The sequence below is a fragment of the Blattabacterium sp. (Blattella germanica) str. Bge genome (genome assembly GCF_000022605.2).
Taxonomy (GTDB): Bacteria; Bacteroidota; Bacteroidia; order Flavobacteriales; family Blattabacteriaceae; genus Blattabacterium.
The window spans coordinates 95,240-121,371 of the sequence record NC_013454.1 but is presented as its reverse complement, the minus strand read 5'-3'; the positions used below and the strand labels follow the sequence as shown (position 1 = coordinate 121,371).

The 26,132-nt window shown below is 26.3% G+C and carries 22 protein-coding genes and 1 tRNA gene; 12 read left to right on the top strand and 11 right to left on the bottom strand.

The genetic code is table 11. The features are described from left to right. Positions 1 to 8: 8 nt before the first annotated feature. Entirely contained in the window at positions 9 to 1,490 is a 1,482-nt protein-coding gene (gene rpoN / locus BLBBGE_RS00580; RefSeq protein ID WP_012840663.1) for an RNA polymerase factor sigma-54, read from the top strand. Here rpoN and BLBBGE_RS00575 read toward each other — a convergent pair. The 6 genes from BLBBGE_RS00575 to BLBBGE_RS00550 all read right to left on the bottom strand — a co-directional run bounded on the left by BLBBGE_RS00575 (position 1,485) and on the right by BLBBGE_RS00550 (position 8,299). Beyond that, positions 1,485 to 2,843: an aldehyde dehydrogenase family protein gene (locus BLBBGE_RS00575; protein WP_012840662.1), complete on the bottom strand. Its 1,359-nt coding sequence runs from the start codon at positions 2,841 to 2,843 to the stop codon at positions 1,485 to 1,487. The two genes, rpoN and BLBBGE_RS00575, sit on opposite strands and share 6 nt — an antisense overlap. Before the next feature lie 70 nt (positions 2,844 to 2,913). After that, complete coding sequence (locus BLBBGE_RS00570) at positions 2,914 to 3,315, bottom strand: SufE family protein (protein ID WP_343203858.1); 402 nt, start codon at positions 3,313 to 3,315, stop codon at positions 2,914 to 2,916. A 15-nt stretch (positions 3,316 to 3,330) separates the two neighbouring features. Beyond that, on the bottom strand, positions 3,331 to 5,634 hold the full coding sequence (metE, locus tag BLBBGE_RS00565; protein WP_012840660.1) for a 5-methyltetrahydropteroyltriglutamate--homocysteine S-methyltransferase: 2,304 nt from the start codon (positions 5,632 to 5,634) through the stop codon (positions 3,331 to 3,333). A gap of 93 nt (positions 5,635 to 5,727) precedes the next feature. After that, a complete protein-coding gene (locus BLBBGE_RS00560) occupies positions 5,728 to 6,909 on the bottom strand; it encodes a putative sugar nucleotidyl transferase (protein WP_012840659.1) in 1,182 nt (393 codons plus the stop codon). Between the two features lie 27 nt (positions 6,910 to 6,936). Then, entirely contained in the window at positions 6,937 to 7,191 is a 255-nt protein-coding gene (locus tag BLBBGE_RS00555; RefSeq protein ID WP_012840658.1) for a type B 50S ribosomal protein L31, read from the bottom strand. Then, entirely contained in the window at positions 7,166 to 8,299 is a 1,134-nt protein-coding gene (locus BLBBGE_RS00550) for a ketoacyl-ACP synthase III (protein WP_012840657.1), read from the bottom strand. The genes BLBBGE_RS00555 and BLBBGE_RS00550 overlap by 26 nt, the downstream gene beginning before the upstream one ends. A gap of 102 nt (positions 8,300 to 8,401) precedes the next feature. On the opposite strand from BLBBGE_RS00550, the gene ubiE reads away from it, so the two are divergent. Genes ubiE through BLBBGE_RS00525 form a run of 5 tightly spaced genes read left to right on the top strand, consistent with a single transcriptional unit; the run spans position 8,402 to position 14,007 of the window. Further along, positions 8,402 to 9,130 (top strand): bifunctional demethylmenaquinone methyltransferase/2-methoxy-6-polyprenyl-1,4-benzoquinol methylase UbiE, encoded by a 729-nt coding sequence (gene ubiE, locus BLBBGE_RS00545; protein WP_012840656.1) that lies wholly within the window; start codon positions 8,402 to 8,404, stop codon positions 9,128 to 9,130. Between the two features lie 33 nt (positions 9,131 to 9,163). Continuing rightward, positions 9,164 to 10,681 carry a GH3 auxin-responsive promoter family protein gene (locus tag BLBBGE_RS00540; RefSeq protein WP_012840655.1) on the top strand — a complete coding sequence of 506 codons (1,518 nt, stop codon included), beginning with the start codon at positions 9,164 to 9,166 and terminating at the stop codon, positions 10,679 to 10,681. Positions 10,682 to 10,700: 19 nt separating this feature from the next. Next, complete coding sequence (gene rpsO, locus BLBBGE_RS00535; RefSeq protein WP_012840654.1) at positions 10,701 to 10,964, top strand: 30S ribosomal protein S15; 264 nt, start codon at positions 10,701 to 10,703, stop codon at positions 10,962 to 10,964. A 26-nt stretch (positions 10,965 to 10,990) separates the two neighbouring features. Beyond that, positions 10,991 to 13,132: a polyribonucleotide nucleotidyltransferase gene (locus BLBBGE_RS00530; protein ID WP_012840653.1), complete on the top strand. Its 2,142-nt coding sequence runs from the start codon at positions 10,991 to 10,993 to the stop codon at positions 13,130 to 13,132. Between the two features lie 11 nt (positions 13,133 to 13,143). Next, on the top strand, positions 13,144 to 14,007 hold the full coding sequence (locus BLBBGE_RS00525; protein ID WP_012840652.1) for an RNA polymerase sigma factor RpoD/SigA: 864 nt from the start codon (positions 13,144 to 13,146) through the stop codon (positions 14,005 to 14,007). Positions 14,008 to 14,018: 11 nt separating this feature from the next. Here the strand turns inward: BLBBGE_RS00525 and BLBBGE_RS00520 are convergent. The 3 genes from BLBBGE_RS00520 to BLBBGE_RS03220 form a co-directional block, all read right to left on the bottom strand. Continuing rightward, positions 14,019 to 14,092 (bottom strand) — tRNA-Arg (locus BLBBGE_RS00520). A 35-nt stretch (positions 14,093 to 14,127) separates the two neighbouring features. Next, entirely contained in the window at positions 14,128 to 14,886 is a 759-nt protein-coding gene (tpiA, locus tag BLBBGE_RS00515) for a triose-phosphate isomerase (protein WP_041936738.1), read from the bottom strand. Between the two features lie 236 nt (positions 14,887 to 15,122). Then, complete coding sequence (locus tag BLBBGE_RS03220; RefSeq protein ID WP_012840650.1) at positions 15,123 to 15,437, bottom strand: nucleotide modification associated domain-containing protein; 315 nt, start codon at positions 15,435 to 15,437, stop codon at positions 15,123 to 15,125. A 51-nt stretch (positions 15,438 to 15,488) separates the two neighbouring features. Between BLBBGE_RS03220 and folP the strand changes: the two genes are divergently transcribed. The 5 genes from folP to BLBBGE_RS00485 all read left to right on the top strand — a co-directional run bounded on the left by folP (position 15,489) and on the right by BLBBGE_RS00485 (position 20,739). Further along, positions 15,489 to 16,319: a dihydropteroate synthase gene (gene folP, locus BLBBGE_RS00505; RefSeq protein WP_012840649.1), complete on the top strand. Its 831-nt coding sequence runs from the start codon at positions 15,489 to 15,491 to the stop codon at positions 16,317 to 16,319. 23 nt (positions 16,320 to 16,342) lie between these two features. Beyond that, complete coding sequence (locus tag BLBBGE_RS00500; RefSeq protein ID WP_012840648.1) at positions 16,343 to 17,137, top strand: diadenylate cyclase; 795 nt, start codon at positions 16,343 to 16,345, stop codon at positions 17,135 to 17,137. A gap of 5 nt (positions 17,138 to 17,142) precedes the next feature. Then, a complete protein-coding gene (gene murF / locus BLBBGE_RS00495) occupies positions 17,143 to 18,456 on the top strand; it encodes a UDP-N-acetylmuramoyl-tripeptide--D-alanyl-D-alanine ligase (protein WP_041936672.1) in 1,314 nt (437 codons plus the stop codon). 74 nt (positions 18,457 to 18,530) lie between these two features. Further along, positions 18,531 to 19,535 carry a pyruvate dehydrogenase (acetyl-transferring) E1 component subunit alpha gene (pdhA, locus tag BLBBGE_RS00490; protein ID WP_012840646.1) on the top strand — a complete coding sequence of 335 codons (1,005 nt, stop codon included), beginning with the start codon at positions 18,531 to 18,533 and terminating at the stop codon, positions 19,533 to 19,535. Positions 19,536 to 19,560: 25 nt separating this feature from the next. Continuing rightward, positions 19,561 to 20,739 carry a dihydrolipoamide acetyltransferase family protein gene (locus BLBBGE_RS00485; protein ID WP_012840645.1) on the top strand — a complete coding sequence of 393 codons (1,179 nt, stop codon included), beginning with the start codon at positions 19,561 to 19,563 and terminating at the stop codon, positions 20,737 to 20,739. Here BLBBGE_RS00485 and BLBBGE_RS00480 read toward each other — a convergent pair. Beyond that, a complete protein-coding gene (locus BLBBGE_RS00480) occupies positions 20,736 to 21,443 on the bottom strand; it encodes a DUF475 domain-containing protein (protein WP_012840644.1) in 708 nt (235 codons plus the stop codon). The genes BLBBGE_RS00485 and BLBBGE_RS00480 overlap by 4 nt on opposite strands. Before the next feature lie 13 nt (positions 21,444 to 21,456). Then, positions 21,457 to 23,289, bottom strand: coding sequence for an ABC transporter ATP-binding protein (locus BLBBGE_RS00475; RefSeq protein WP_012840643.1), 1,833 nt, complete (start codon positions 23,287 to 23,289; stop codon positions 21,457 to 21,459). A 124-nt stretch (positions 23,290 to 23,413) separates the two neighbouring features. Here BLBBGE_RS00475 and secD point away from each other — a divergent pair, with 124 nt between their 5' ends. Continuing rightward, positions 23,414 to 26,128, top strand: a complete 2,715-nt coding sequence (gene secD / locus BLBBGE_RS00470) for a protein translocase subunit SecD (RefSeq protein WP_012840642.1) — start codon at positions 23,414 to 23,416, stop codon at positions 26,126 to 26,128. The last annotated feature ends 4 nt before the right edge of the window (positions 26,129 to 26,132 follow it).

Below are 26,132 nucleotides of genomic sequence, written 5' to 3'. Positions count from 1 at the left end.
TTTGTCTTATGTTAAAACAGCAATTATCACAAAAAGGACAACACAAACTTTCTCCACAACAAATTAAACTAATGAAATTAGTTCAATTATCTACTTTAGATTTTGAACAAAAAGTGAAACAAGAATTGGAAGAAAATCCCGCATTAGAAGAAGAAAATTCTACTTGTTCTGATTTAGAATTAGAAGAAGAATATTCAGAATCAGAAGTATCAGAAAATGATCATGATTTTGATCTTTTGGAAGATAAAAATGAATCCATAGATATTTTTGAATTTGATGAATATTTAAATGATGATGAAATTGAAGATTTTAAAAAAAATGTTAATCATCAAAATTACGGTGTAAAAAAACAGATTCCTATTATTTCTGGAATTTCTTTTCAAGAATATTTAAAAAATCAATTACATACTTTTCGTTTAAACGAAAAAGATCTGTTAATAGCAGATTTTATATTAGGAAATATAGATGATAACGGTTATATCAAAAGAAAGATTCCAGCGATAGTAGATGATATTCTTTTAATACTTGGAATATCAGTCTCTGCAGAAAAAATAGAACAATTAATTTTAAACTATATACAAAAATTAGATCCTGTAGGAGTAGGATCCAGAAATTTACAAGAATGTCTACTTATTCAATTAGAAAAAAAAAAAATGACTCAAGAAGTCATTTTAGCCAAAAAAATTATACAATACAATTTTGAATTTTTTATCAAAAAACATTATCAAAAACTGCAAAAAAAATTAGGAATAACAAAAAAAAATTTACGAAAATCTATTTATCAAATAGAAAGATTAAATCCCAAACCAGGAAAAATTTATTCTGAAAATGCAAAAAATTTAAATCATATCATTCCAGATTTCACTATTTGTATTTTAGATAATGAACTAGAACTCTCTTTAAATCAAAAAAATACACCAGAACTAAAGGTTTCTTCTGTATATTTAGATATGTTAAAATCTTATACACAAGAAAAAAAATTGAAAAATAATGAGGAAACCATTATTTTTTTAAAGCAAAAAATAGATTCAGCAAAATGGTTTGTAGATGCAATCAAAAAACGTCAAAATACATTGATGTTAACAATGAATGCCATTATGGATTATCAAAAAGAATATTTTTTAACTGGAGATCCAGTTAAAATAAAACCTATGATATTAAAAAATATTTCACAAAAAATTGGTGTAGGTATTTCTACAGTTTCTCGTGTAGCTAATAGTAAATATGTCAATACTCCATATGGAACTTTTTTGATTAAAAGTTTTTTTTCTGAGAAAATGAAAAATAAAAAAGGAGAAGATATCTCCTCTATTGAAATCAAAAAACTGTTAGGAGAATCTATTGCTCAGGAAAATAAAAAAAAACCTCTTACCGATGAAAAATTATCTAAAATACTCAAAAAAAAAGGCTACTTAGTAGCTAGAAGAACGGTAGCTAAATATAGAGATCAAATGCATATTCCTGTTGCAAGGATGCGAAAACATTTATGATTTTTTTATAATCACTGTTTTCCAATTGGAAAATTCCTTTATAGATAAAGTAGATAGTTCTCTCCCATATCCAGATTTTTTAACTCCTCCAAAAGGAATACGTACATCTGATTTTACAACATCATTAATAAATACCATTCCTGTATCAATTTTATTGGACAATTTTTCTGCCTTTTCTAAATCTTTTGTCCAAATAGATGCTCCTAATCCATAATTTGTGTTATTTACAATATCAGGAATATCTACTTCTTTAGAAAAAACAGAAACAATTCCTATTGGTCCAAATATTTCTTCTCTTTTCACTATAGAATTATCTTTTTCAACCTTCAATAAAGAGGGAGAAAAAAAATTTCCATCTTTATTAGTTTTTAAACAAATTCTTCCTCCGCTGAATATGATATCCTTATATTGCTGATATAATTTTTCAGATAAGTCAGAACGGGATATATAACCTATCTTAGTTGATTCATTATATAAATCTCCTCTATGATATTTTTTCATTTCTTGGATTACTAGATCTATAAAATCATCCACTATAGATTTATCTACAATAAACCGTTTTGCTGAAATACATGTTTGTCCTGTATTATTTAATCGTGATTCCGTAGCCAATTTTGCCGTTTTTTTTAGATCTTCAACATCTTTCATAACTACAAAAGCATCGTTACCTCCTAATTCTAAAACAGATTTTTTAATATATTTACCGGACAATGATCCTATAATACTTCCAGAAAAAGAACTTCCCGTCAATGTTACTCCTTGTACCACCGTATTTTTTATAACTGATTCTATTTGAGAGATATCTATTAACAAAATTTGAAAAACACCTTCTGGAAAGCCGGACTCTAAAAATATTTTTTCTAAAATAATAGAACATTCTACTGTATTTAAAGCTGGTTTAATAAGAAGGACATTTCCTAATAATAAATTAGGGATCGTAGATCTTATGGCTTGCCAAATAGGATAATTCCAAGGCATGATTCCTAATATAGCGCCGATAGATTCAAATCTTACATAAGATTTTTCATATTCAGTAGATATTTTTTGAAAAAAAATGGATTCTTTTTGTTGACAATAATATTTACATAAATTTATGCTTTTCTTCACTTCTAAACGAGACTGAGTGATAGGTTTTCCCATTTCTTGGGTTATAGAATACGATAAAACATCTATAGTTTTCTGCATGCAGAAATATAATTTTGTTAAACATTGAACTTTAGAATCCAAAGAAAAATTTTTCCATTTTTTGTATGCCTGATGAGCTATAGATAATTTAGTTCTAATATCCTTTTCAGATAGAAAATAATAAGTTTTTAAAATGTTATGATCTACAGGATTAATAGTTTGAAACATATCATTTTTTTTTAAATTCGATCATTCAAGCCAATGGATATTTTGGCATGAAAAGCCATAGCATAAAATTTTATTTTTTTAAAAATAAAAGCATGCCATTAGCCCTAATAGGGGATAAAAAAGTTTGAAATCCTATTTTATAAATAAAATTAGCGTTTGAAGAAATGATTTCAAAAGGAAAAAGGCCTGAATATACACGAATCATAAGAGCAGCCATCCCTCTAGGTAATAAAGCATCCCCGTCTGCTTCAAAAAAAATACGTGATTTTCTCAATTCAGCATTCAACCAAACTTTAGATTGACAGCCAGGAATTAATTTTTCATCTGATCTAAACGCATTTGATTTTTTGGGTAATTTTTTACCCAAATTTATCAAATGTTCATATTTTTCTTCCCAACTCGTCAGAATACGAAACTCTTTTTTTATTATTTCTTCTTTTTGATGCAAAGTCATTTCTAAATTTTTACACAAATATAGAAATATACTTTAAGAAGACTGATTGGCGAGTTTCAATCTCGCTATTTTTGCAGCATCTGTCATATTTTTCAATGATTTCAAAACTTCCTCCCATTTTCTAGTTTTTAATCCACAATCTGGATTTACCCAAATATTTCTAGGTGGTAATTTTTTTGAGGCTTTTTCTATTAAATCAAAAATTTCTTCTATAGTAGGAATTCTGGGTGAATGAATATCATATACTCCTGGACCTATTTCATTAGGATAAGAAAAAATAGAAAAAGCTTTTAATAATTCCATTTTTGATCTGGAGGTTTCCATAGTAATAACATCTGCATCCATATCTGCGATATTCTCTAATATATCGTTAAACTCACTGTAACACATATGCGTATGTATTTGAGTTTCATCTTTAACTCCACTTGAAGAAATACGAAAAGCCTTTATAGACCAATCTAAATAAGATTTCCAATTTTTATGTTTCAAAGGTAATCCTTCTCTAAGAGCTGGTTCGTCAATTTGAATAATTTGAATTCCAGATTTTTCTAAAGACAATACTTCTTCTCTAATAGACCAAGCTATTTGATAAGCGGTATGAGAAACTGGCTGATCATTTCTTACAAATGACCATTGCAAAATGGTAACTGGTCCAGTTAACATTCCTTTCATTAATTTTTTAGTTTTAGATTGAGCAAAACATATCCAATCAACAGTCATATCTACAATCCGGCTAACATCTCCATAAATAATAGGAGGTTTAACACATCGACTTCCATAACTTTGAACCCATCCATTCTCAGTAGAAAGTATTCCTTTTAGTTTATCTGAAAAATATTCTACCATATCAGTTCTTTCAAATTCCCCATGAACCAAAACATCTAAATCTACTTCTTCTTGTTTTTTAATAACATCTACAATGAAAGATTGTATTTTTTGATCATATTCTTCTTTGCTTAATTCTTTTTTACGAAATTGATTTCGCAAACGACGTATTTCTTTTGTTTGAGGAAAAGATCCTATAGTGGTTGTTGGAAATAAAGGAAGACGAAATTTTTCTTTTTGTTTTTTTTGTCGAATATGAAAAGGATTTTCTCTTTGTAGATCTTTATCTTTGATTTGTGTAGCTCTTTCTTTTATTTTTTTATCATGAAAAATAGAAGATTTTTTAGATTTTTCAAGTAAAGAAAAATTATTCAATAAAATATCTTTATTACCTTTTATAATACATTCTAAATCACTTAATTCATCTATTTTTTGCCTAGCAAAAGACATTCTATTTTTTATATCTTCATGAATGAAGTGTTCATATTCTATATTTATAGGAACATGTAATAGAGAACAATTTGGTGCAATCATTACACGATCTTCTCCTATGAATTCAATTGTTTTTTCAATTTTTTTGATTGAATCAGTATAATTATTTTTCCATATATTTCTTCCATCAATAATACCTAAGGACAAAATCATTTTTGATTCTTTTACAAAAAAAAGGATTTTTTCCAATTGTTCTGAATCTTCTACCAAATCGATATGCAAAGCTTTTACAAAAACATCTCTAAGAAGAGAAATATTTTCTAAAATTCCATCAAAATAAGAGGTTAATAGAATATTGGTTCCTATACAAGATTTAGATATTTCTTTATAAGCATATTGAAAAGCCTCTTTTTCTTTTTCAGACATATCTAAAACTAAAATGGGCTCATCCAATTGAATCCAATCAACTCCTTTATTTTTCAATTCATTGATAATTTTTGTATAAGTAGGAACAAGATTTTCAATCAAATCCATTCTATGAAAGGATTTTTCTTTTTCTTTTCCTAAAAAAAGGTAAGACACTGGTCCTATTAATACAGGTTTTATTTTTTTTATGGATTTCAATAATTTTTTTGATTCTTCTAATTCGTCAAAAATTTTCTTTGAGAAAATAGAAAATTTTTGATTTTTATCAAATTCTGGAACTATATAATGATAATTAGTATTAAACCATTTAGTCATTTCCATAGCTTTGATATCCCATTGATTTTTTTGAAATCCTCTAGCCATAGAAAAATATAGATCAATATGATTCTGAATCATTGGCACTGAAAGATAAGATTCTGGAATAGCTCCTAATAACAATGACATATCTAGAACGTGATCATAAAAACTAAAATCATTACATGGAATCAAATCTAAATTTGCCATTTCTTGCATTTTCCAATTTTCTTTCCTTATTTTTTTTCCTACTTCGAATAAAGCGTTCGAATCAATTTTTTGAGACCAATAAGCTTCACAAGCTTTTTTTAATTCTCTTTGTATTCCTATACGAGGATAACCCAAATTATGTTTCAGCATATTTTATTTAATTAACTTAACTATGTTTATAATCACTTTTTCCTTTTCCATTTTCCCATACCCATGAAAACCCAAATGAGGATTTAAAAAAAATTAAATATCCAACAATTGATACAAATATTCTAAAATTTTTTTGTCTAAAACAGAAAAATTGACGTTTCTTCTGCTCATCATTATCTCAGCTGTTTCACAAACTTGATGGAAAAGTATTTTTTTTCTTTTTTGGATTCCACCAAAAGAAAAAGAAGGAACATACCTTGGAGGAAATCCATATCCAAAAATATTAGTACTAACTCCTATTACTGTAGCTGTATTCAATTGAGTATTTATCCCACATTTTGAATAGTCTCCCATCATTGTTCCACAAAATTGCATGTCAACAGGAATAAAACTTTTTTTTTCATAATCCCAAATTGTTACTTTACGATAATCATTTCTTAAATTAGAAACATTAGTTCCAGCTCCTAAATTACACCACTCTCCTAAAATAGTGTTCCCCAAAAATCCATCGTGAGCTTTATTAGAATAGGAAAAAACTATGGAATTTATAATTTCTCCACCTATTTTACAAAAATGACCAATAGTTGTTCCTCCATATATTTTTGAACCTACATTTAGAATAGAATTCTTTCCAATAGATGCGGGTCCTCTTATTACAGATCCTTCCATGATTTCAACTCCTTTTTCAATATATATTGGCCCCCATTGAGCATTTAATACAATATTATTTGCTTTGATATCTTCCTCCAAAAAAATTTTCTCTTTGCAAAGAACATAATTTTTTCCCAATAAAGAAAAAGATTTTTTTTTTGTAAAAAACATGAAATCTTTTTTCAACACAGTTTCGTTATTCATAAATATATCCCATGGATATTGTATATGGATAATATTTTTAATATTATGTTTTTTTTTAAAAGAAAGAACATTTTCTTTCTTTTCACAGGAAAAAAAATTCTTTTTTACAGCTATAATTTTTTCTTTAAAAAAAACAGCTTCGTTTTCTTTTAAGGAAGAAACCATCTGAATTAATTCTTCGTTTGGAAGAAATGAAGAATTGATTAATAATATGTTTTCAAAGAAATATTCATCATCTATTAATGAATATTTCTTTGAAAGAAATGATTGTGTAATAATACCGGAAGCTTTATTTCCAATGTATTTCTCCCATCTCTCTTTGAGAGTGAATAATCCTAAACGAATTTCCGATACTGGTCTAGTCAACGTTATAGGAAATAAATTTTTCCATTCTATTCCATCGTATAATATAAAATTCATATTAGTTGATAATTATTCACACTATCACTAAAATTTTTTATACTTTTCATATTTTTTCTTAAATTTTTCTGCTGGACCTGTTTTTCCTAAAAATCTCTTTTCTCCAGTAAAAAATGGATGCGAATAACTAGATATTTCCATTTTATATAATGGATAATCATATCCATTTATTTGAATAGAATCTTTTGTTTTGACTGTAGATCTGCAAATAAAAATTTTTTCATTATTAATATCTTTAAAAACAACAGGTCTATAATCATCCGGATGTATTTTTTTTCTCATATTTTTTTATTTTTTTTGGAAAACGATAAATCATTCCATTAATATTCATTCCTGCTCCTAAAGAAGCCATTAAAATGGTATCTCCAGGTTTTATTTCATGAGGAGGCATTTTTCCCTGAAGAATCAAATCCAATAAAGTAGGTACAGTCGCTACAGAAGAATTTCCAAACTTTTTTATAGTCATAGGCATTATTTTTGCCATTTCTACTTCTCCATTTAAAGAATTATAATTATATAATTTCAACAATCTTTTTAAAATTGCATAATCCATTTTTGCATTAGCTTGATGAATGAGAATTTTTTTAATGTCTTTTAGATGCAAATCGGCATGATCAAGTATATTTTTCAACATATTTGGAACTTCTGTCAATGCGTATTCATAAATTCTTCTTCCATTCATCCTAATATTAACCATAGATTTTTTGTAATTTGGATTTAAAGAAGGACCATTAGTTAAGTAATATAATTCATTATTATTATTGCATTGAGTTTCATAATGAATAATTCCATTATTTTCATTCTCAAAATCTTCTATAGCTGATAAAACGGCAGCTCCAGCTCCATCCGAAAAAATCATAGCATTTCTATCATGTGGATCTATAACCTGAGATAAGGTTTCTGAACTAGTGATTAATATATTCTTAGCATATTTAGATTGTAAAAGTTGATCTGCAAGAATCATCCCTTCTATCCATCCTGGACAACCAAAAATCATATCATATGGCCTACATTTTTTATTCTTGATTTGAAGTTTGTTTTTTACCCTAGCAGCTATAGAAGGCATTAAATCAGATTGATAAGAAATAGGATGAATATCTCCATAATTATGAGCCGATATAATATAATCTATTTTTTCTTTATAAATTTTAGAATCCATTAAAGCTTTTTTTGCTGCAATGGTAGCAATATCAGAATTGAACAAACCCTTATGAATGTATCTTCTTTCCTCTATTTCCGTTATTTTTTGAAACTTATTAATAATTTCTTCATTCGATTTATCAATTTTTAATCCTTTTTTATCGTAAAATTTATGTCTTAAAAAATGATCACTTTTTATAATTTTTTTAGGCAAATAATGCCCAGTTCCTGTGATAATTGATCGAATCATTTCTTTTTATAATAAAAATTTATGATAAAGTAAAAAAATAAAATTCTTTAAAAGAGTTAAATAACCGTTTTTTATTCATAATTTATAAAGTAAAATTATATTATGAATAAACGTTCTCTGAAAGAAGAAAAAATAAAAAATATGTTTGATCATATTTCCTGTAAATATGATTTGATTAATCATATATTGTCTTTTGGAATCGATTTTTTTTGGAGAAAAAAAATAATTCATTTATTGGATAAATTTAATAAAGTCAAAAAAATTGAAAATATATTAGATTTAGCTACTGGAACCGGAGATTTAGCTATTTTATTAGCTAATAAATTTGATGATGCTTGCATTATAGGATTAGATCCATCCAAAAAAATGCTTCAAATAGCTCAAAAAAAAATAGAAAATAATTTTTTAGAAAAAAAAATCAAATTAATTCAAGGATATTCCCAACATATTCCATTTAAAAATGAAACTTTTGATGCAGTAACTATCGCGTTTGGAATAAGAAATTTTCAATATATTCATCTTTCTATCAGAGAAATATATAGAATACTGAAACCTTTAGGAATATTAGGAATTTTAGAATTTTCTAACCCTTCCAATTATTGGATAAAAAAAATTTATTATTTCTATTCTCATTTCATCATGAATAAAATAGGAAATTTTCTATCAAATAATCATTTTGCGTATAATTATTTAAAAGAGTCTATTCTATCATTTTCTTATTGTGGTAAAAAAATGAGTAAACTTTTAAAGTATCATAAATTTAACACAATTTATATACGAAAACTGACTTTTGAAATTGTCTCTATTTATTTATCAATTAAAATATATTAAAACATTTTTTTTGTAACTAAATTTTTTTTCGTAATGATAAAGTATTTGTCTGGATATTTAACATCTGCTTTTCTCAAAAAAAGAATTAAAAACATAGAATTTTTCATGCGTTATCCAATAGAAATACAAAATCAATTGATGAATCAATTGATTTTGTATGCAAAAGATACTGAATTTGGAAAAAAATATGGATTTCATGATATAAAGAGATATCAACAATTTTCTGAAAGAATTCCTTTATGTAAATATGCAGATTTAAAATCTGTAATCAAAAGAATTCGTAGAGGAGAAAAAAATATATTATGGCCAGGAACAGTCAAATGGTTTGCAAAATCTTCTGGAACAACAAATACAAAAAGTAAATATATTCCTGTTACCAAACTTTCCATGAATGAATGTCATTACAAAGCAGGAAAAGATATGTTGTCTATTTATATTCATAATCATCCTAAAACAAAAATATTTTTCGGAAAAGCTGTTCGTTTAGGAGGAAGTCATGAGTTACATAAAAATTACAACACATTTTATGGAGATTTATCTTCTATTTTAATCAAAAATATGCCTTTTTGGGCAGATAACATTTGTATTCCTAAAAAGGAAACAGCCTTAATGAGTGAATGGGAAAGCAAATTAGAAAACATAGTCAAAGAAACAGGATACAAAGATGTCCGTATTTTGTTGGGAGTTTGTTCTTGGTTATTAATTTTTTTAAAAGAATTACTCAAAAAATTTGATAAAAAAAAAATCCACGAAATATGGCCTAATATAGAAGTCATATTTCATGGAGGAGTAAGTTTTAAGCCTTATATTCGTCAATATCAAAATTTATTTGAAAATTCTATTAATTATTACAATATATATAGTGCTTCAGAAGGTTTTTTTGCCATTCAAGATCAAAGAAAAAAAGGAGATCTTTTACTTTTATTAAATCATGGAATTTTTTATGAATTTCTTCCTGTGGAAGACATAAATAAAACAAATCCAAAAATAATCTCCATTGATAATGTAGAATTAAATAAAAATTATGCAATGGTTGTTTCTACAAATGCTGGATTATGGAGATATATAATAGGAGATACTATTAAATTTACTGGATTATCACCATATCGAATTACTATTTCAGGAAGAACGACTCATTACATTAATTCTTTTGGAGAAGAATTAATTATTGAAAATGCAGAACAAGCTTTAAACAGAGCTTGTTTAAAAACAGATTCTATTATTCATGAATATACAGCAGGACCTGTTTATATGAATCAAAAAAATTCTGGAGCTCACGAATGGATTATAGAATTTAAAAAATTCCCAAAAGATTTATGTGAATTTAGAGATATTTTAGATAACGAATTAAAATCTACTAATTCAGATTATGAAATTAAACGATATAAAAATATAGTTTTAGGTCCTCCTATTATACATGTAGCTAGAGATGGATTATTTTATGATTGGTTAAAAAAAATAAAAAAATTAGGTGGACAAAATAAAATTCCTCGATTATCGAATGATAGAAAATATTTAGATTCCATACTAAAAATAGAAAAAAAATTTTAATAGAAACTTTATTAACTTTATGACAGCAGAGAAAAAAAAAGAAATATTCAAAACTTACGGAACGTCCGTTTACGATACAGGTTCTTCAAAAGCACAAGTTGCTTTATTCACTTACCGTATTAATTATTTAAGCAATCATCTGAAAAATAATAAAAAAGATTTTAATACAGAAAGAGCTTTGGTAAAATTGGTAGGAAAAAGAAAAAAACTATTAAAATATATAGAAAAACGTGATATTAATAGTTATAAAAATATAATTAAACATCTAGGATTGAGAAAATAAAAATAATTTCTAGAAAAAAATCAAATATGCCAGATATAGTCAAAGAAACCATATCTCTTAAAGATGGTCGTAGTATCATTATTGAAACAGGAGAGTTGGCTAAACAAGCAGATGGATCTGCCATAGTACGTTTAGATGATACAATGCTATTGGCTACTGTAGTTGTTTCCAAAGAAACAAAAAATGAAACAAATTTTTTGCCTTTAACAGTAGATTATAGAGAAAAATATTCAGCAGGTGGGAAAATTCCTGGCGGTTTTATAAAAAGAGAAGGAAGACCTTCCGATGAAGAAATATTAACAATGAGATTAGTTGATCGAGTATTAAGACCTACATTTCCAGAATGGTTCAAAAAGGAAATACAAATTATGATTTCTTTGTTGTCATATGATAAAACTGTTTTACCGGATGGATTGGCCGGATTAGCCGCTTCAACCGCTCTATCTGTAGCAGGAGTTCCTTTCAACGGACCTATATCAGAAATTCGTATTATACGTTCAAAAAGAAATTTCATTATTAATCCAAGTTTAGATCAATTAAAAGAAGCAGATATAGATTTGATAGTAGGAGCTTCTATGAATTCTATTATCATGATAGAAGGAGAAATGAAAGAAATCAAAGAAAGTGAATTTTTGAATACCATAATTCATGCTCATGAAGAGATTCAATCTCAGATAGAAGCTCAAATTCGTTTGTCTAAAAAATTATCAAATAATAGTTCCCTTTTTTTTGAAGATCAAAAATCAAAAAAATATAATCCAGAAAATGAATCTTTAAAAGAAGAACTTTTTTCTTTTTCTTACGAAAAAATTGAAAAAATTTACAGTAATTCTTTGGACAAAAAAACTAGATTTATTCAAGAAAAAATTATTTTAAACAATTTCAAGAAAAAATTTTTAACAGAAGAAAAAATAGAAAAAGAAGAAGCGATTATTGATCAATTTTATGAAGAAATTAAAAAAAAAGTAACTAGAAATTTAATTTTAGAAAAAGGAATTCGATTAGATGGGAGAACAAGTAAACAAATCCGTCCAATATGGAGTGTTGTCGATTACTTACCTGGAGTCCATGGATCCGCTCTATTTTCTAGAGGAGAAACTCAATCTCTTACAACAGTTACCTTAGGGTCCTCTTTGGATGCTAATAAAATAGATAATGTTGTTATGGAAAATCAGGAAAAATTCTATTTGCATTATAATTTTCCACCTTTTTCAACGGGAGAAATACGTCCAATTAGAGGTGTTTCTAGACGTGAAATTGGTCATGGAAATTTAGCTCAACGTGCCTTAAAAAATATTATTCCTAATAATCCATATACAATACGTGTTGTATCAGACATTTTAGAATCTAATGGATCTTCTTCTATGGCTACAGTTTGTGCTGCAAGTTTAGCTTTGATGGATGCTGGAATTTCTATTAAAAATCCAGTTTCTGGCATTGCAATGGGATTATTTATGGAAAATGAAAAAAAAATTATTATATCGGATATAATAGGTGAAGAGGATCACTTTGGAGATTTAGATTTTAAAATTACAGGAACCCAATATGGCATTACAGCATGTCAAATGGACGTAAAAAAAACACAAGGGTTAACATATGATCTTTTAAATCAAATTTTAAAGCAAGCTTTGGAAGGTCGCATTTTTATTTTAAGAAAAATGCTGGAAGTTTTACCTGAATATAGAAAAAAAATGAAACCTAATGCCCCTAAAATTTATACTTTTAATATACCCAAAGATTTTATAGGCTCAGTTATAGGTACGGGAGGAAAAGTTATTCAAGAAATTCAATCATGCACAAATACAAATATACTCATTGAAGAAAAAGGAGATTTTGGTTATATTGAAATCATTGGTCATGATGATGAAAAAATAGAAAAGGCTATTGATCGAATTAAACAAATTACTTTTGTTCCTGAATTAGGAAAAATTTATAAAGCAAAAGTAAAATCTATAAAAGACTTTGGAGCTTTTGTAGAAATAGCTAAAGGTGTAGAAGGGTTACTCCATATTTCAGAAATAGGATGGAAAAGGTTGAATCGTATAGAAGAAGAATTGCATATAGGAGACATTGTTGATGTTAAGTTTATGGGAATGGATGAAAAAAATAAAAAAATGAAACTTTCTAGAAAAGTACTTTTACCTAGACCAGGTAAAAAAAATGATTAAAAAAAAGAATTATGAGACAACTTAAAATTACTAAACAAGTAACAAATCGTGAATCTGAATCATTAGACAAATATCTTCATGAAATAGGAAAAATTCCATTATTAACACCAGAAGAGGAAGTAGAATATGCTCGTAGAGCAAGAGAAGGAGATGCTTCTGCTATAGATAAACTAGTCAATGCAAATTTACGTTTTGTTGTTTCTGTAGCTAAACAATATCAAAATCAAGGATTAAGTTTATGTGATTTAATTAATGAAGGAAATTTAGGTTTGATAAAAGGAATATTACGTTTTGATGAAACAAGAGGATTTAAATGTATTTCTTATGTTGTCTGGTGGATCAGACAAGCTATTTTACAAGCAATAGCCGAACAATCACGTTCTATTCGACAACCTACAAATAAGTTAGCTTTGCTTAATAAAATCTTAAAAACTCTTGCCCAATTAGAGCAAGAATTGCAAAGAACCCCTTCTGCTAGAGAAATCGCAGAATACTTAGATATGAATGAAAAAGATGTAGAAGAATCTATAAAAAATTCAGGTAGACATGTTTCTATGGACGCTCCTTTGATAGAAGGAGAAGATTCCAATCTATATGATTTAGTGAGATCGGATGAATCTCCTCGTCCAGATGAACATTTAGAAAAAGAATCTCTTCGTAAAGATATTAAAAGAATTTTAGAAACTTTGAGTGAAAGAGAACGTCGTGTTATTATTTTACATTTTGGATTAAACGGATCTCCTCCAATGACCTTAGAAGAAGTCGGACAATCTTGTGACTTAACAAGAGAAAGAGTAAGGCAAATAGAAAGTATAGCCTTAAAAAGACTAAAACATTCTTCTAGAAGCAAAATACTTAAACCTTATTTAGGTTAGTAATACGTACGCGACCTCGAAGGGACTCGAACCCATAACCTTCTGATCCGTAGTCAGATGCTCTATCCAATTAAGCTACGAGGCCAATTATATTTAATTGTATAAACAAACAAATATATATCAAGATTGAATAATTTCTAAAAATTTTTCAAGTTTTAGAGAAGAGTTTCCTACAAGACCTCCATCTATGTCTTTTTGCAAAAGAAGAGCTTTTGCATTCAAATTATTTACACTTCCTCCATACAAAATGGATATTTTATTTGAAACACTTTCTCCATATCTTTCCAAAAATAAAGAACGAATGAATTCATGCATTGTTTGAGCTTGTTCATATGTAGCCACTTTTCCAGTTCCAATAGCCCATACTGGTTCATATGCTATATAAAAAAATCTAATTTCATCTGAAGAACAATGAAAAACAGTTTCTTTTAATTGATTTTTTACAATATTGAATTGTTGATTTTGATTTCTTTCAAAAGCCGTTTCCCCTACACAAAAAATAATATGGAACTCATATTTTAATGCTATCCTTATTTTTTTTAATAAAATATCATTTTTTTCAATAAAAAACTCTCTTCGTTCACTATGTCCTAATATCACTTTAGAAATTCCTATAGATTTTAACATAGAAGCTGAGACTTCGCCTGTGTATGAACCTTTGTCCATTTGATGAATATTTTGAGCAGCTACTTTTAAAGTAGTTCCTTGTAAAATCTGATTAGAAATATGTAAAAAAGGAAAAGAAGGAGCAATAATGATTTCTTTGTTATGATTGATTTTTTTTTCTAAAAAAATTTTCAATAAATTTCTAAGAAAATTAGTCGTTTCATGAAAATCATGATTCATTTTCCAATTTGCAATAACAATCTTTTTCCTCATTTTTATTAATATTAATTCTAATATAAACAATAAACATTTTTTTTCATTTATATCTAAAAATTTTTTTTAACAAAAAAATAGTTTCAATTAACATTTTTAAATAAAATTTTTCCAATTTTTTGAATGAAACTTCTTCTTCATTTTTTTTTAAATACAAAATATTTTCTAAAACATTGTTGATAGAAAATATTTTTTTTTTTGTTTATAATTTTCACAAAAACAATTTCTTATTCTTTCTAATTTTTGATCATAAAGAAAAATAACATCATGATATGATATTTTTTAAAATTTAAAATAAAAAAAACATCCAATTTAATTAATATAATTATGATATAATTTATTATATCGATATATGTATCTGTTATTTTTTCTTCTTTAATTTCTTGATATCCCTTTGATTGAATGTTTTTTATACGAACGACTTTTATGAAAATTTGATCTCTTATAGAAGAGTTTTTCAAAAATTTCCATGAAAGATCATAATCTTTTAATTTATCTAAAAACAACTTTCTACATTTTTGAATAATAAAATCAATAGAAGAATGATTCATGTTATTTAATTTTATTATAATGATAATAAATTACAAATAAATAGTTTTTAAATGACAATTAATTGTGCAGGATATTTATTACATTTAAAAGAACCAAAAGTTATGGGAATAGTGAATCTAACTCCTGATTCTTTTTATGATGGAGGGAAATTAGATTCAGAATCTAACCTATTGAAACACGTAGAAAATTTATTAAATGAAGGTTCTGATTTTATAGATATTGGAGGTTGTTCTACTCGTCCAAAATCAAAATTTATAACAAAAGAAGAAGAAATAAAAAGAGTTATAAAACCTATTCGTACCATTATAAAAAATTTTCCAGATATTCGAATATCTATAGATACTTTTCGCAGCGAAGTAGCTAGAATAGCTGTTGAAGAAGGAGTCGTAATGATCAATGATATATCAGGAGGGGAATTGGACAAAAATATGTTTCCTTTGCTTGGGAAACTAAAAATTCCATATATATTAAATCATATGAAAGGAATTCCTGAAAATATGCAAGAAAAACCATGTTATAAACATAACATAATTACAGAAATTAATAATTTTTTTTCTAAAAAATTTTTATTTAAAAAAAATGGAATTCAAGATATTATCCTGGATCCAGGATTTGGTTTTGGAAAAACATTAGAACAAAATTTTCAATTATTAAAACATTTGTCTTTATTGGGATTTCAAGATCATTTAATTTTAATAGGAATTTCTAGAAAATCTATGATAAAACATCTTCTAAAAATATCTCATAAAGAATCATTAAATGCGACTTCAGTCATCCATACTATAGCATTATTAAATGGATCAAAATTATTGCGTGTACATGATGTAAAAGAAGCAGTAGAATGCATTAAATTGGTACAATATTACAGGAATATTTTATGATTCACTAATAATTTATATTACTTTTGTATGAATCCTTTTTTTCATTATTATATTCTTTGAAGATCTCTTTCATTGATATTTTAGATAGATTTTTAGTATCTATTATTTTATTCCAGGTTTATAGATTAGTTTATAATACTCCTGCTTTAAACATTTTTTATGGAATTATCGCAACTTTTATTTTCTGGAAAATAGTAGAAATTTATGAAATGAAACTCCTCAGCATAGTTATAAGTGCTTTTTTCAAAGGAGGGTTTCTCGCATTAATCATTGTATTTCAACCAGAAATAAGAAAATTCCTACTTATAGTAGGAAGTAGAATTTTTTTAAAAAAATTTATATTTTCTCTTTTTTTCAAAAAATCAAGTGTTTCTATAAAAACTGAAACTATAGATAGTATAGTTAAATCTTGCGCAATTTTTTCAGGAGATAAAACAGGAGTTTTAATAGTTATTCAACTACATCAAGATCTAAAAGAATTTATTCAAAATGGAGATAAAATGGACGCCAAAGTTAATATTCCTATTCTAGAAAGCATTTTCTATAAAAATAGTCCATTACATGATGGAGCTGTAGTTGTAATAGGAAACAAAATTGTTAGAACAAGAGCAATTCTTCCTGTCTCTTACAATAAAGAAATTCCATCACGGTTAGGATTACGTCACAGAGCTGCTATTGGTTTATCTGAAAAAACAGATGCTATCTGTCTTGTTATTTCCGAAGAAACGGGTTATATATCTTATATTAAAGATCAAAAAAGAACTGTTATAACTAATATTAATAATTTGAAAATGAAACTTGAAGAAGATTTACTTTAATTAAAATGAATATTAGAAATATTATATATCAATTATATATGATTTCTTCTGGAATAGAAACAAATAGTAAAAAAGTAAAAAAAGGATCTATTTTTATAGCTTTAAAAGGGAAAAATTTTGATGGAAATCAATTTGCTCATGAAGCCATTTCAAATGGAGCTATGATAGCTATAGTAGATGATAAAAGAGTTTTTTCCTGTAGAAAAATTATTTATGTAGATGACTCTTTACATTTTCTACAAAAATTAGCAATGTATCATAGATATCAATTGCGTCATATTCCTATTATAGCTATTACAGGAAGCAATGGAAAAACCACTACAAAAGAATTGACTAAAACCATTCTTTCCAGAAAATATGAAAAGGTTCATTTCACTAAAAATAATTTAAATAATCATATAGGAATTCCATTAACTATACTTTCCATGCCTATCAATACACAAATTTCTGTTATAGAAATTGGGGCGAATCATGAAAAAGAAATTGATAAAATGTGTTCTATCATTAAACCAGATTATGGATATATAACCAATTTTGGAAAAGCTCATCTAGAAGGATTCAAAAGTATAGAAGGAATTATACGTGGAAAATTAGAATTATATAATTTTTTGAAAAAAAACAAAAAAGTAGTGTTTGTAAACGGAGATGATCCTATTCAATTAGATAAAAGTATAGGAATGAAGAGATATATTTTTTCTGAAAAAGAAGACAAAAAATCAAATGTAAAAATTAAATACTTATGGAATCAAGTAGGATGCGATCTAAAATCTATTTTATATGTTGACAATACGAAAATTAGTTCTTCTTTAATAGGAAATTATAATCTATATAATATAGCTTCTGCTATATCTATTGGAAAATACTTTAAAATTTCCTTAGAAAAAATCAAAAAAGCAGTCGAAGAATACATTCCCAAAAATCATCGTTCTCAGATTATGAATAAAAAGAATACCAAAATCATCATAGATTGTTATAATGCTAATCCTACCAGCATGATAAAAGCTCTCACCTTTTTTAATAATAATATCAAAGGAAATAAAATTGCTATATTGGGAGATATGTTAGAATTAGGATTCTATTCTAATCATGAACATGAAAAAATAATTTTTTTTATAGAAAAAAGCAATATAAATACAACGTTTTTAATTGGAGATATTTTTTTTAATATTAATCTAAAAACTTCTCAAAGAATAAAAAAATTCATAAATAAAAAAAAATTTATTGAATGGTTCAAAAAACATTTTACTCAAAAAATGGATTATGTCCTTATTAAAGGTTCTAGAAAAGGAACTTTGGAAAGTCTTGTTGATTTAATTTAATTATTCTTTGTAGATTGAATCTTAAAGATTAAATTTGCATACGATAGATGATAATCTCATAAAAATTTTTTCTTATGAAAGAAATTACCACAGAAACCTATCTCAAGTGGTTTAAGGATATGTCTTTTTGGAGAAAATTTGAGGACAAATGTCGTTCCCTATACTTGAAACAGAAAATTAGAGGATTTTTACATCTGTATAATGGACAAGAAGCAATTCCAGCAGGATTGATTCATGCAATGGATATGTCTAAAGATAAAATTATAACTGCATATAGATGTCATATTTTGCCCATATCTATGGGAGTTGATCCAAAGAAAGTCATGGCAGAACTTTTAGGAAAAAAAACTGGAACTTCTCATGGAATGGGCGGATCCATGCATATTTTTAGTAAGAAACATCGTTTCTATGGAGGTCACGGAATTGTAGGGGGGCAAATTCCATTAGGAGCTGGTATTGCTTTTTCCGACAAGTATTTTAATAGAAAGGCTGTCACTCTTACTCTTATGGGAGACGGAGCTGTAAGACAAGGATCTTTACATGAAACATTTAATATGGCCATGATCTGGAAACTTCCTGTTGTATTTATATGTGAAAACAATAAATATGCTATGGGAACTTCTGTAGAAAGAAGTACAAATGTGGAAGAAATCTATAAAATAGGGTTATCATACGGGATGCCTTCTAATTCTGTGGATGGAATGGATCCTGAAAAAATAGCACGGGCGGCTTTTATTGCAATAGAAAGAGCTAGAAAAGGTGAAGGAGCTACTTTTTTAGACATTCAAACATATAGATATAGAGGACATTCTATGTCAGATGCTGAATCATATCGTAGCAAAGAAGAGGTTCATTCATATAAAAAAAAAGACCCCATTTTAAAATTAAAAAATATTATTATACAAAATAAATGGGAAACAATAGAAAATCTGAAAACGATAGAAAATGAAGTAAAAAAAGAAGTAGAATCCTGTGTAGAATTTGCAGAAAAATCGGATCCACCTTCTTTAGAAGAAATGTATAATGTTGTTTATAATGAAACAAATTATCCTTTTTTAGATCAAGTTATATCTTCGTGATAATCAAAAAAAATACCTTATAATAATGGCGGAAATAATATCTATGCCCCAATTAAGTGATACAATGGAAGAGGGGACTGTAATAAAATGGAATAAAAAAATAGGAGATCAAGTTTCAGAAGGAGATATTCTAGCTGAAATAGAAACAGATAAAGCGACTCAAGATTTTGAAATAGATGTAAGTGGAGTTTTACTTTTTATTGGGGTAAAAGAAGGGGGGACTACACGTGTAAATGATATATTAGCGATTATAGGAGAGAAAGGAGAAGACATCAGTCATTTGATTTCAAAATCAAAAGGAGAAGAACAAGAAAAAAAAGAAATTAAAGAAGAAAAAAAGGATAAAGTATATAAAAAAAATAAAAAAGATCGAATATTTATTTCTCCTTTAGCAAAAAAAATGGCTCAAAAAATAGGACTTTCTATAAATGATATTAAAGGAAGTGGAGAATATGGAAGAATCATTAAAAGAGATATTGAATCTTATGAAAAAACAAATGAAAAAACAAGCTATAAGGAAGTTAATAAAAAAATAACTCATTCTTCCATGAGAATAAAAATAGCAAAACATTTAACTTATTCTAAATTTTCTGCTCCACATTATTATTTATTTAGTGAAATTAATGTGGATAAATTGATGAAATTTAGAAAAGACTTAAACGATAAACTTTCTTTAGAAGAGAAAATATCATTTAATGATATTATTATAAAAGCGGTTGCTCAATCTTTGAAGAGGCATCCTGATATGAATGTATCTTGGAATGAAGAAGAGATTCTACTTCATTCACATATTCATATAGGAGTAGCAGTAGCGGTAAAAGATGGATTAATTGTCCCAGTTATTAAAAATGCAGATCAAAAATCATTATTACAAATTTCCAAAGAAATTAAAGATAAAGTATTACGTTCTAAATCAAAAAAAATACAACCAGAAGAAATAGAAAACAGTACTTTTACAGTTTCCAATTTGGGAATGTATGGAATAGAATTTTTTACTTCTATTATTAACATTCCTAACTCTTCTATTTTATCTGTAGGATCTATTATGAAACGACCAATTGTTAAAGATTCTAAAATAGAAATAGGAAATGTAATGAAAATTACTTTATCTTGTGATCATAGAATTATAGATGGAGCTATAGGAAGTAGCTATATTCATTCTCTTAAAAACTTTTTAGAAGATCCTATTACCATACTATTTTAGTTTATTTTTTTTATGATTTTTTTGATCCAAAAAACAAAAATGGGAAATGCAAATACAAAAAAAGTGAATAACGAAAATATTCCTTCGGATAAGAAGAAATTATGATTTTTAAAAGAAGAAAAAATAAGTTTTATTCCTAGAACGATAATAATGAGAAAAGCAGAGTTCTTTAATTCTGGAAACTTTTCCATTAATTGAATAAAAAATTGAGCAATCAATCTCATTGAAAGAATTCCTATAAATACACCTAAAAAAATTAATAAAAAATTTTCTGACAAAGCAACAGAAGCAAAAATATTATCAATAGAAAAAGACAAATCCATAATTTCTATGAACAGAACAATTTTCCAAAAAGAATCTTTTCTTTTTATGTTCTTTGAATTTTTTGACGAAAAATTATTTTTTGTTAAGAAATGATTGAATCCTACAAAAATTAAATATAAACCACCCAATGGTTTAAGCCACCATATTTTTATTAATGTCGAAGCAAACAGTAAACATAATCCTCTAAAAAAATAAGCTCCAACAATTCCATATTTAATCGCTTTTTTCCTATCTTCTTTTCTTAAATTCACAATCATAGAAGCGATCATGGCTGCATTATCTATGGATAAAATACTTTCTATTAAGAATAGGTTTCCTATAATGGAAATAGATAAAACAGGATGATCAATAATTTCGGAAACAGATTTTACAATATTCATATAATAGATTCATTCAAAAACTTTGTAAAGACATTAAATTACTGTAAGTTCCTTTTTTATCAATTAAAGTTTGATGCTTCCCTTGTTCTATTATTTTTCCTTTTTCCAACACAATAATATGGTCTGCATTTTGTATAATGGGAGAAGATAATCGGTGAGCTATCACAAGAGATGTTCTATTTCTCATCATTTTATTTAATGCTTTTTGAACCGCTATTTCTGATTCTGCATCTAGAGAAGAAGTAGCCTCATCCAAAATCATAATTGGAGGATCTTTAAAAACAACTCTAGCTATACTAATTCTTTGTTTTTGTCCTAAAGACAATTTATTACCATTGTATCCAATAATAGTGTCGTATCCTTTTGGAAGTTTTTCTATAAAACAATGTGCATTTGCAATTTTAGCTGCTTTTATTACAGAATTGATAGATATTTTTTTTTCTACACCTAATGTTATATTGTTAAAAACAGAATCATTAAAAAGAACCGGTTCTTGGGTTACCATTCCTAATAACTTTCTATAATCTTTAATTCTTAAATATTTAATGTTAATTCCATCAACAGTTATTTCTCCAGATGTAACATTATAAAAGTTAGCTAACAAATTAGCTATAGTAGATTTTCCACTTCCTGATCTCCCTACTAAAGCTATTGTTTTTCCTTTTTTCAAAGAAAAGTTCAAATTTTGAATCAAAACAGTTTTATTATAAGCAAATGTTACATTCTGAAACAAAATTTCATTTTCAAAATGAAAAATAGATTTCGATCTCATTTTTTCATTTGAAACACATTTAGTATTTAATATTTCTACAATACGTTCTGCAGCAGCTCTTCCTTTTTGAATATTAGATATAGAATTAACTAGACTTTTCGCTGGATTAATAATTTGAAAAAATAATCCTATAAAAGGAAAAAGAATTTCTGGAGCCATTCCCTTTTTTTCCAAAAAAAGTTTTCCTCCATACCAAATAATTAAAATCATAGTGATAGAACCTAAGAATTCGCTTGTTGGAGAAGCTAATTCTTTTTTTCTGTTCACACGAGCAGAAAGTATTTTCTGACATTCAGAAACTTGTTCAAAACGTTTTTGCATTTGGTTTTCAGCATTAAAAATATTTATAATTTTTGTGGAATTTAAAGTTTCTTCTATAACAGAAAATAATTTTCCTAACTGATTTTGAGCTCCTCTTGCGTCTTTTTTTAAACTATTTCCTATAATAGATATAAAAGTTCCCATCAGAGGAAGTAATAAAAAAGCAAATAACGTTAGCTGATAACTCATAAAAAATAAAGTCAAAAAATGAAAAAGTACCATTATTGGATAACTAATTAAATTAGCTAAAGAATTGACAATAGACACTTCTATTTCATTAACATCATTAGAGAATCTAGACATCAAATCTCCATTTTTTTTATCGGAAAAAAAGATAACAGGTAAAGACAATATTTTTTTGTGAAAATCATTTCTAATATTTCTAACAATAGAAATTCTTATTCCAATTAAAAAATATTCTGCTAAGTATTTAAAAATATTTCTGATTAAAAAAAGAAGAATGATAAAAACACAAAATATAGCCAAGGTTTTTATTTTACCGTATTGATCTGATAATATTTTTATATAATCATGAAAATATTTGATGATAAAATCAAAATAACTATTAAAAGAATTAAAAAATATTGTCTTATTTTTCCCTTTAGAAGATTCAAGCAAAATACTTAATACAGGTGAAATAGATATGATTGATATAATTGAAAATAAAGAATGCAGAAAATTACATAATATATTTATAGTGTAATGATATTTATAAGGCTTTGAATAAGCTAAAATTTTTTTAAATGCATTCATTTAATTTTCTTAATCCTAGACAAAGGTAATTATAAAATTTTTTAATCTATTAATGAAACAATAATTTCACATTTAATTTTTATATTTTTACTATCCGAATCTACAAATCGTTATAAAAAATAAAATGCGTATAGGAAGCTTTTTTACGATTTTTACAACCATAATATTGACTATAATTTGTTTATATTATATACATTCCAGTGTTTTTAAAAAAAACAATAAAAAAACTTTAAATCTAGGTTTAGATTTGGAAGGAGGAATTAGCATAATTTTAGATGTATCTGAAAAATATTTATTGAAAAAATTTTCAGAAAATTCTCAAAATCCTTTTTTTATAAAAGCATTAGAATATGCAGATCAGAAAAAAAAAGAAAATCCCAATGCAGATTATTTATCGTTTTTTATCAATTTTTTTGATCAGTTAAACATTCATTTATCTTCTCCCGATTTATTTGGGAACAGATTCAATATAGAAAAAATTGATTCCAACAGTTCAAATGTAGAAATAAAAACTTTTCTGAAAGAAAAAATAGAATTATCTATTATTTCCATTCAAAATATATTAAGATCTAGAATAGATCAATTTGGAGTTTTACAGCCAAATATACAACGTATAAAAAATTCTAATCGTATTTTAATAGAATTATCTGGTATTAAAGATGTAGATAGAATAAAAAATATTCTAGAAAAAAAAGCAGAATTGCATTTTTTTGAAACTTATAATTTTCAAGAAGTTTTCCCATATTTTAAAAAAATAGATAAATTTTTTCATAAAAAATTAAATAAATCTTTTATAGATGTTTTGAATATTTCTACACGGAAGTCAAACAACATAGTTGGATTTATTCATAAAAAACATAAAAAAGTAATTTCTGAATTCTTGAATTCAATAGAAGCTACAGAAGCTTTACCATATAATTTGCATAATGTAAAATTTTTATGGGGAAATTCAATCAATAATAATTTTTTACAATTATTTGCTGTAAAAATAAATAATGAAGAAACGTATTCTTATTTAAATGGAGACGTTGTGACTCGTGCTTATAAGTCTTTTGGTCCTTTTAATGAAATATCTGTCAATATAAAAATGAATCAAGAAGGAACTAAAAAATGGAAAATATTTACTGAAAAAAATATAGGAAAAAATATAGCAATAGTACTTGATGATTTCGTCTATGCGAATCCTTTAGTTCAATCAGTTATTACAAATGGTATGTCTCAAATATCTGGACATTTTTCTATACAAGAATCTAATGATTTAGTCAATGTGTTAAATGCAGGAGAACTACCTACTTCAGTGAATATCGTTCAAACGGAGATTGTAGGTCCCTCTTTGGGAAAAGAATCAATTCACAAAGGAATGAAATCTTTTTTAATTGCCTTATTTTTTGTATTCTTTTGGATGATTTTTCATTATTCAATTCCAGGATTGTATTCTGATATAATTTTAATTTTTAATATAATATTTATTTTTGGTATTCTTATTTCCATAAACGCAGTATTAACTTTTCCTGGAATTGCAGGTATCATATTAACGTTAGCCATGTCTATGGATGCCAACATTCTAATCTATGAAAAAATTAAAGAAAATATAAGAAATAAAATTTCTATTTTTACATCTATTCATAACAGTTATACGTTTCAAGGGGCTTTATCGTCAATTATAGATGGACAAATTACTACTTTGTTGTGTGGAATTATTTTGTTCTATTTTGGAACAGGACCAATTCAAGGATTTTCCACTACTTTAATTATTGGAATCATAATATCTGTATTTACTTCTACTTGTTTAGGTAGATTATTGTTAGAATGGCATTTAAAAAAATATCAAAATATTACTTTTGGGAATAAGATGTTTATTAATGTTTTTCATAAAATTCAAAATATTCAATGGGATTTTTTGTCTAAAAGAAAATGGTATTACATGATTTCTTCTATTCTTTTAATAATTAGTGTATTTTCTATGGTTTTTAAAGGATTAAATCTTGGATTAGATTTTGTTGGAGGCCGTTCTTATGTAATTCTTTTTGATAGAAAAATGATTCCTGAAAAAATTTCAGAAATTTTATCAAAAACTTTTCTAGAAAAAGGTAGACCTTCATTTCCAAATGTAAAAACATTTGGAAATGAAAATCAACTTAAAATAGTGACTAAATACAAAATATGGGAAGAAAATCATAAGATAGACGAAGAAATTTTGCAAAAAATGTTCATATCTTTGAAAGATTATTTTCCTATTCATTTTCATTTTAGGGATTTTAAAAATATAGAAAAAGACAAACCTTTAGGAGTTTTATCTTCAGAAAAAGTAGAACCAACAATAGCTAAAGATATGAAAGATAAATCTTTTATATCAATTATCATTTCTTTAATAGGAATATTTTTATACATTTTTATAAGATTCCAGAAATGGCAATTTGGATTGGGGGCTGTAGTTTCTTTAATTCATGATTCAGTCATTGTTCTTGGTATATACTCTTTTTTTTATGGGAAATTTCCGATTCTTGAAATCGATCAGTCTTTTATAGCTGCGTTATTAACTATAATTGGTTATTCCATTAATGATACTGTTATCGTTTATGATCAAATTAGAAAAATTTCAAAAAAAACATCATCTTCAACAATGAAACAAACCATAAACACAGGAATCGTTAATTCTTTAACAAGAACTATAAATACTTCATTAATCACTTTATTAGTAATTTCTATCATTTTTTTATTTGGAGGAGCTCCCCTTCGTAGTTTTATGTTAGCTTTATTTCTTGGAGTGAGTATTGGCACTTACTCTTCTATATTTATAGCTCCATCTATAGTATATGATTTTTGTAAAAAAATATAAGAAA

What these genes read in the sequence shown, in the direction of transcription:
- rpoN (WP_012840663.1), top strand. Translation starts at nt 9, where the DNA reads ATGTTAAAACAGCAATTATCACAAAAAGGACAACACAAACTTTCTCCA.
- BLBBGE_RS00575 (WP_012840662.1), bottom strand. Translation starts at nt 2,843, where the DNA reads ATGTTTCAAACTATTAATCCTGTAGATCATAACATTTTAAAAACTTAT.
- metE (WP_012840660.1), bottom strand. Translation starts at nt 5,634, where the DNA reads ATGCTGAAACATAATTTGGGTTATCCTCGTATAGGAATACAAAGAGAA.
- BLBBGE_RS00560 (WP_012840659.1), bottom strand. Translation starts at nt 6,909, where the DNA reads ATGAATTTTATATTATACGATGGAATAGAATGGAAAAATTTATTTCCT.
- BLBBGE_RS00555 (WP_012840658.1), bottom strand. Translation starts at nt 7,191, where the DNA reads ATGAGAAAAAAAATACATCCGGATGATTATAGACCTGTTGTTTTTAAA.
- BLBBGE_RS00550 (WP_012840657.1), bottom strand. Translation starts at nt 8,299, where the DNA reads ATGATTCGATCAATTATCACAGGAACTGGGCATTATTTGCCTAAAAAA.
- ubiE (WP_012840656.1), top strand. Translation starts at nt 8,402, where the DNA reads ATGAATAAACGTTCTCTGAAAGAAGAAAAAATAAAAAATATGTTTGAT.
- BLBBGE_RS00540 (WP_012840655.1), top strand. Translation starts at nt 9,164, where the DNA reads ATGATAAAGTATTTGTCTGGATATTTAACATCTGCTTTTCTCAAAAAA.
- rpsO (WP_012840654.1), top strand. Translation starts at nt 10,701, where the DNA reads ATGACAGCAGAGAAAAAAAAAGAAATATTCAAAACTTACGGAACGTCC.
- BLBBGE_RS00530 (WP_012840653.1), top strand. Translation starts at nt 10,991, where the DNA reads ATGCCAGATATAGTCAAAGAAACCATATCTCTTAAAGATGGTCGTAGT.
- BLBBGE_RS00525 (WP_012840652.1), top strand. Translation starts at nt 13,144, where the DNA reads ATGAGACAACTTAAAATTACTAAACAAGTAACAAATCGTGAATCTGAA.
- tpiA (WP_041936738.1), bottom strand. Translation starts at nt 14,886, where the DNA reads ATGAGGAAAAAGATTGTTATTGCAAATTGGAAAATGAATCATGATTTT.
- BLBBGE_RS03220 (WP_012840650.1), bottom strand. Translation starts at nt 15,437, where the DNA reads ATGAATCATTCTTCTATTGATTTTATTATTCAAAAATGTAGAAAGTTG.
- folP (WP_012840649.1), top strand. Translation starts at nt 15,489, where the DNA reads ATGACAATTAATTGTGCAGGATATTTATTACATTTAAAAGAACCAAAA.
- murF (WP_041936672.1), top strand. Translation starts at nt 17,143, where the DNA reads ATGAATATTAGAAATATTATATATCAATTATATATGATTTCTTCTGGA.
- pdhA (WP_012840646.1), top strand. Translation starts at nt 18,531, where the DNA reads ATGAAAGAAATTACCACAGAAACCTATCTCAAGTGGTTTAAGGATATG.
- BLBBGE_RS00485 (WP_012840645.1), top strand. Translation starts at nt 19,561, where the DNA reads ATGGCGGAAATAATATCTATGCCCCAATTAAGTGATACAATGGAAGAG.
- BLBBGE_RS00480 (WP_012840644.1), bottom strand. Translation starts at nt 21,443, where the DNA reads ATGAATATTGTAAAATCTGTTTCCGAAATTATTGATCATCCTGTTTTA.
- BLBBGE_RS00475 (WP_012840643.1), bottom strand. Translation starts at nt 23,289, where the DNA reads ATGAATGCATTTAAAAAAATTTTAGCTTATTCAAAGCCTTATAAATAT.
- secD (WP_012840642.1), top strand. Translation starts at nt 23,414, where the DNA reads ATGCGTATAGGAAGCTTTTTTACGATTTTTACAACCATAATATTGACT.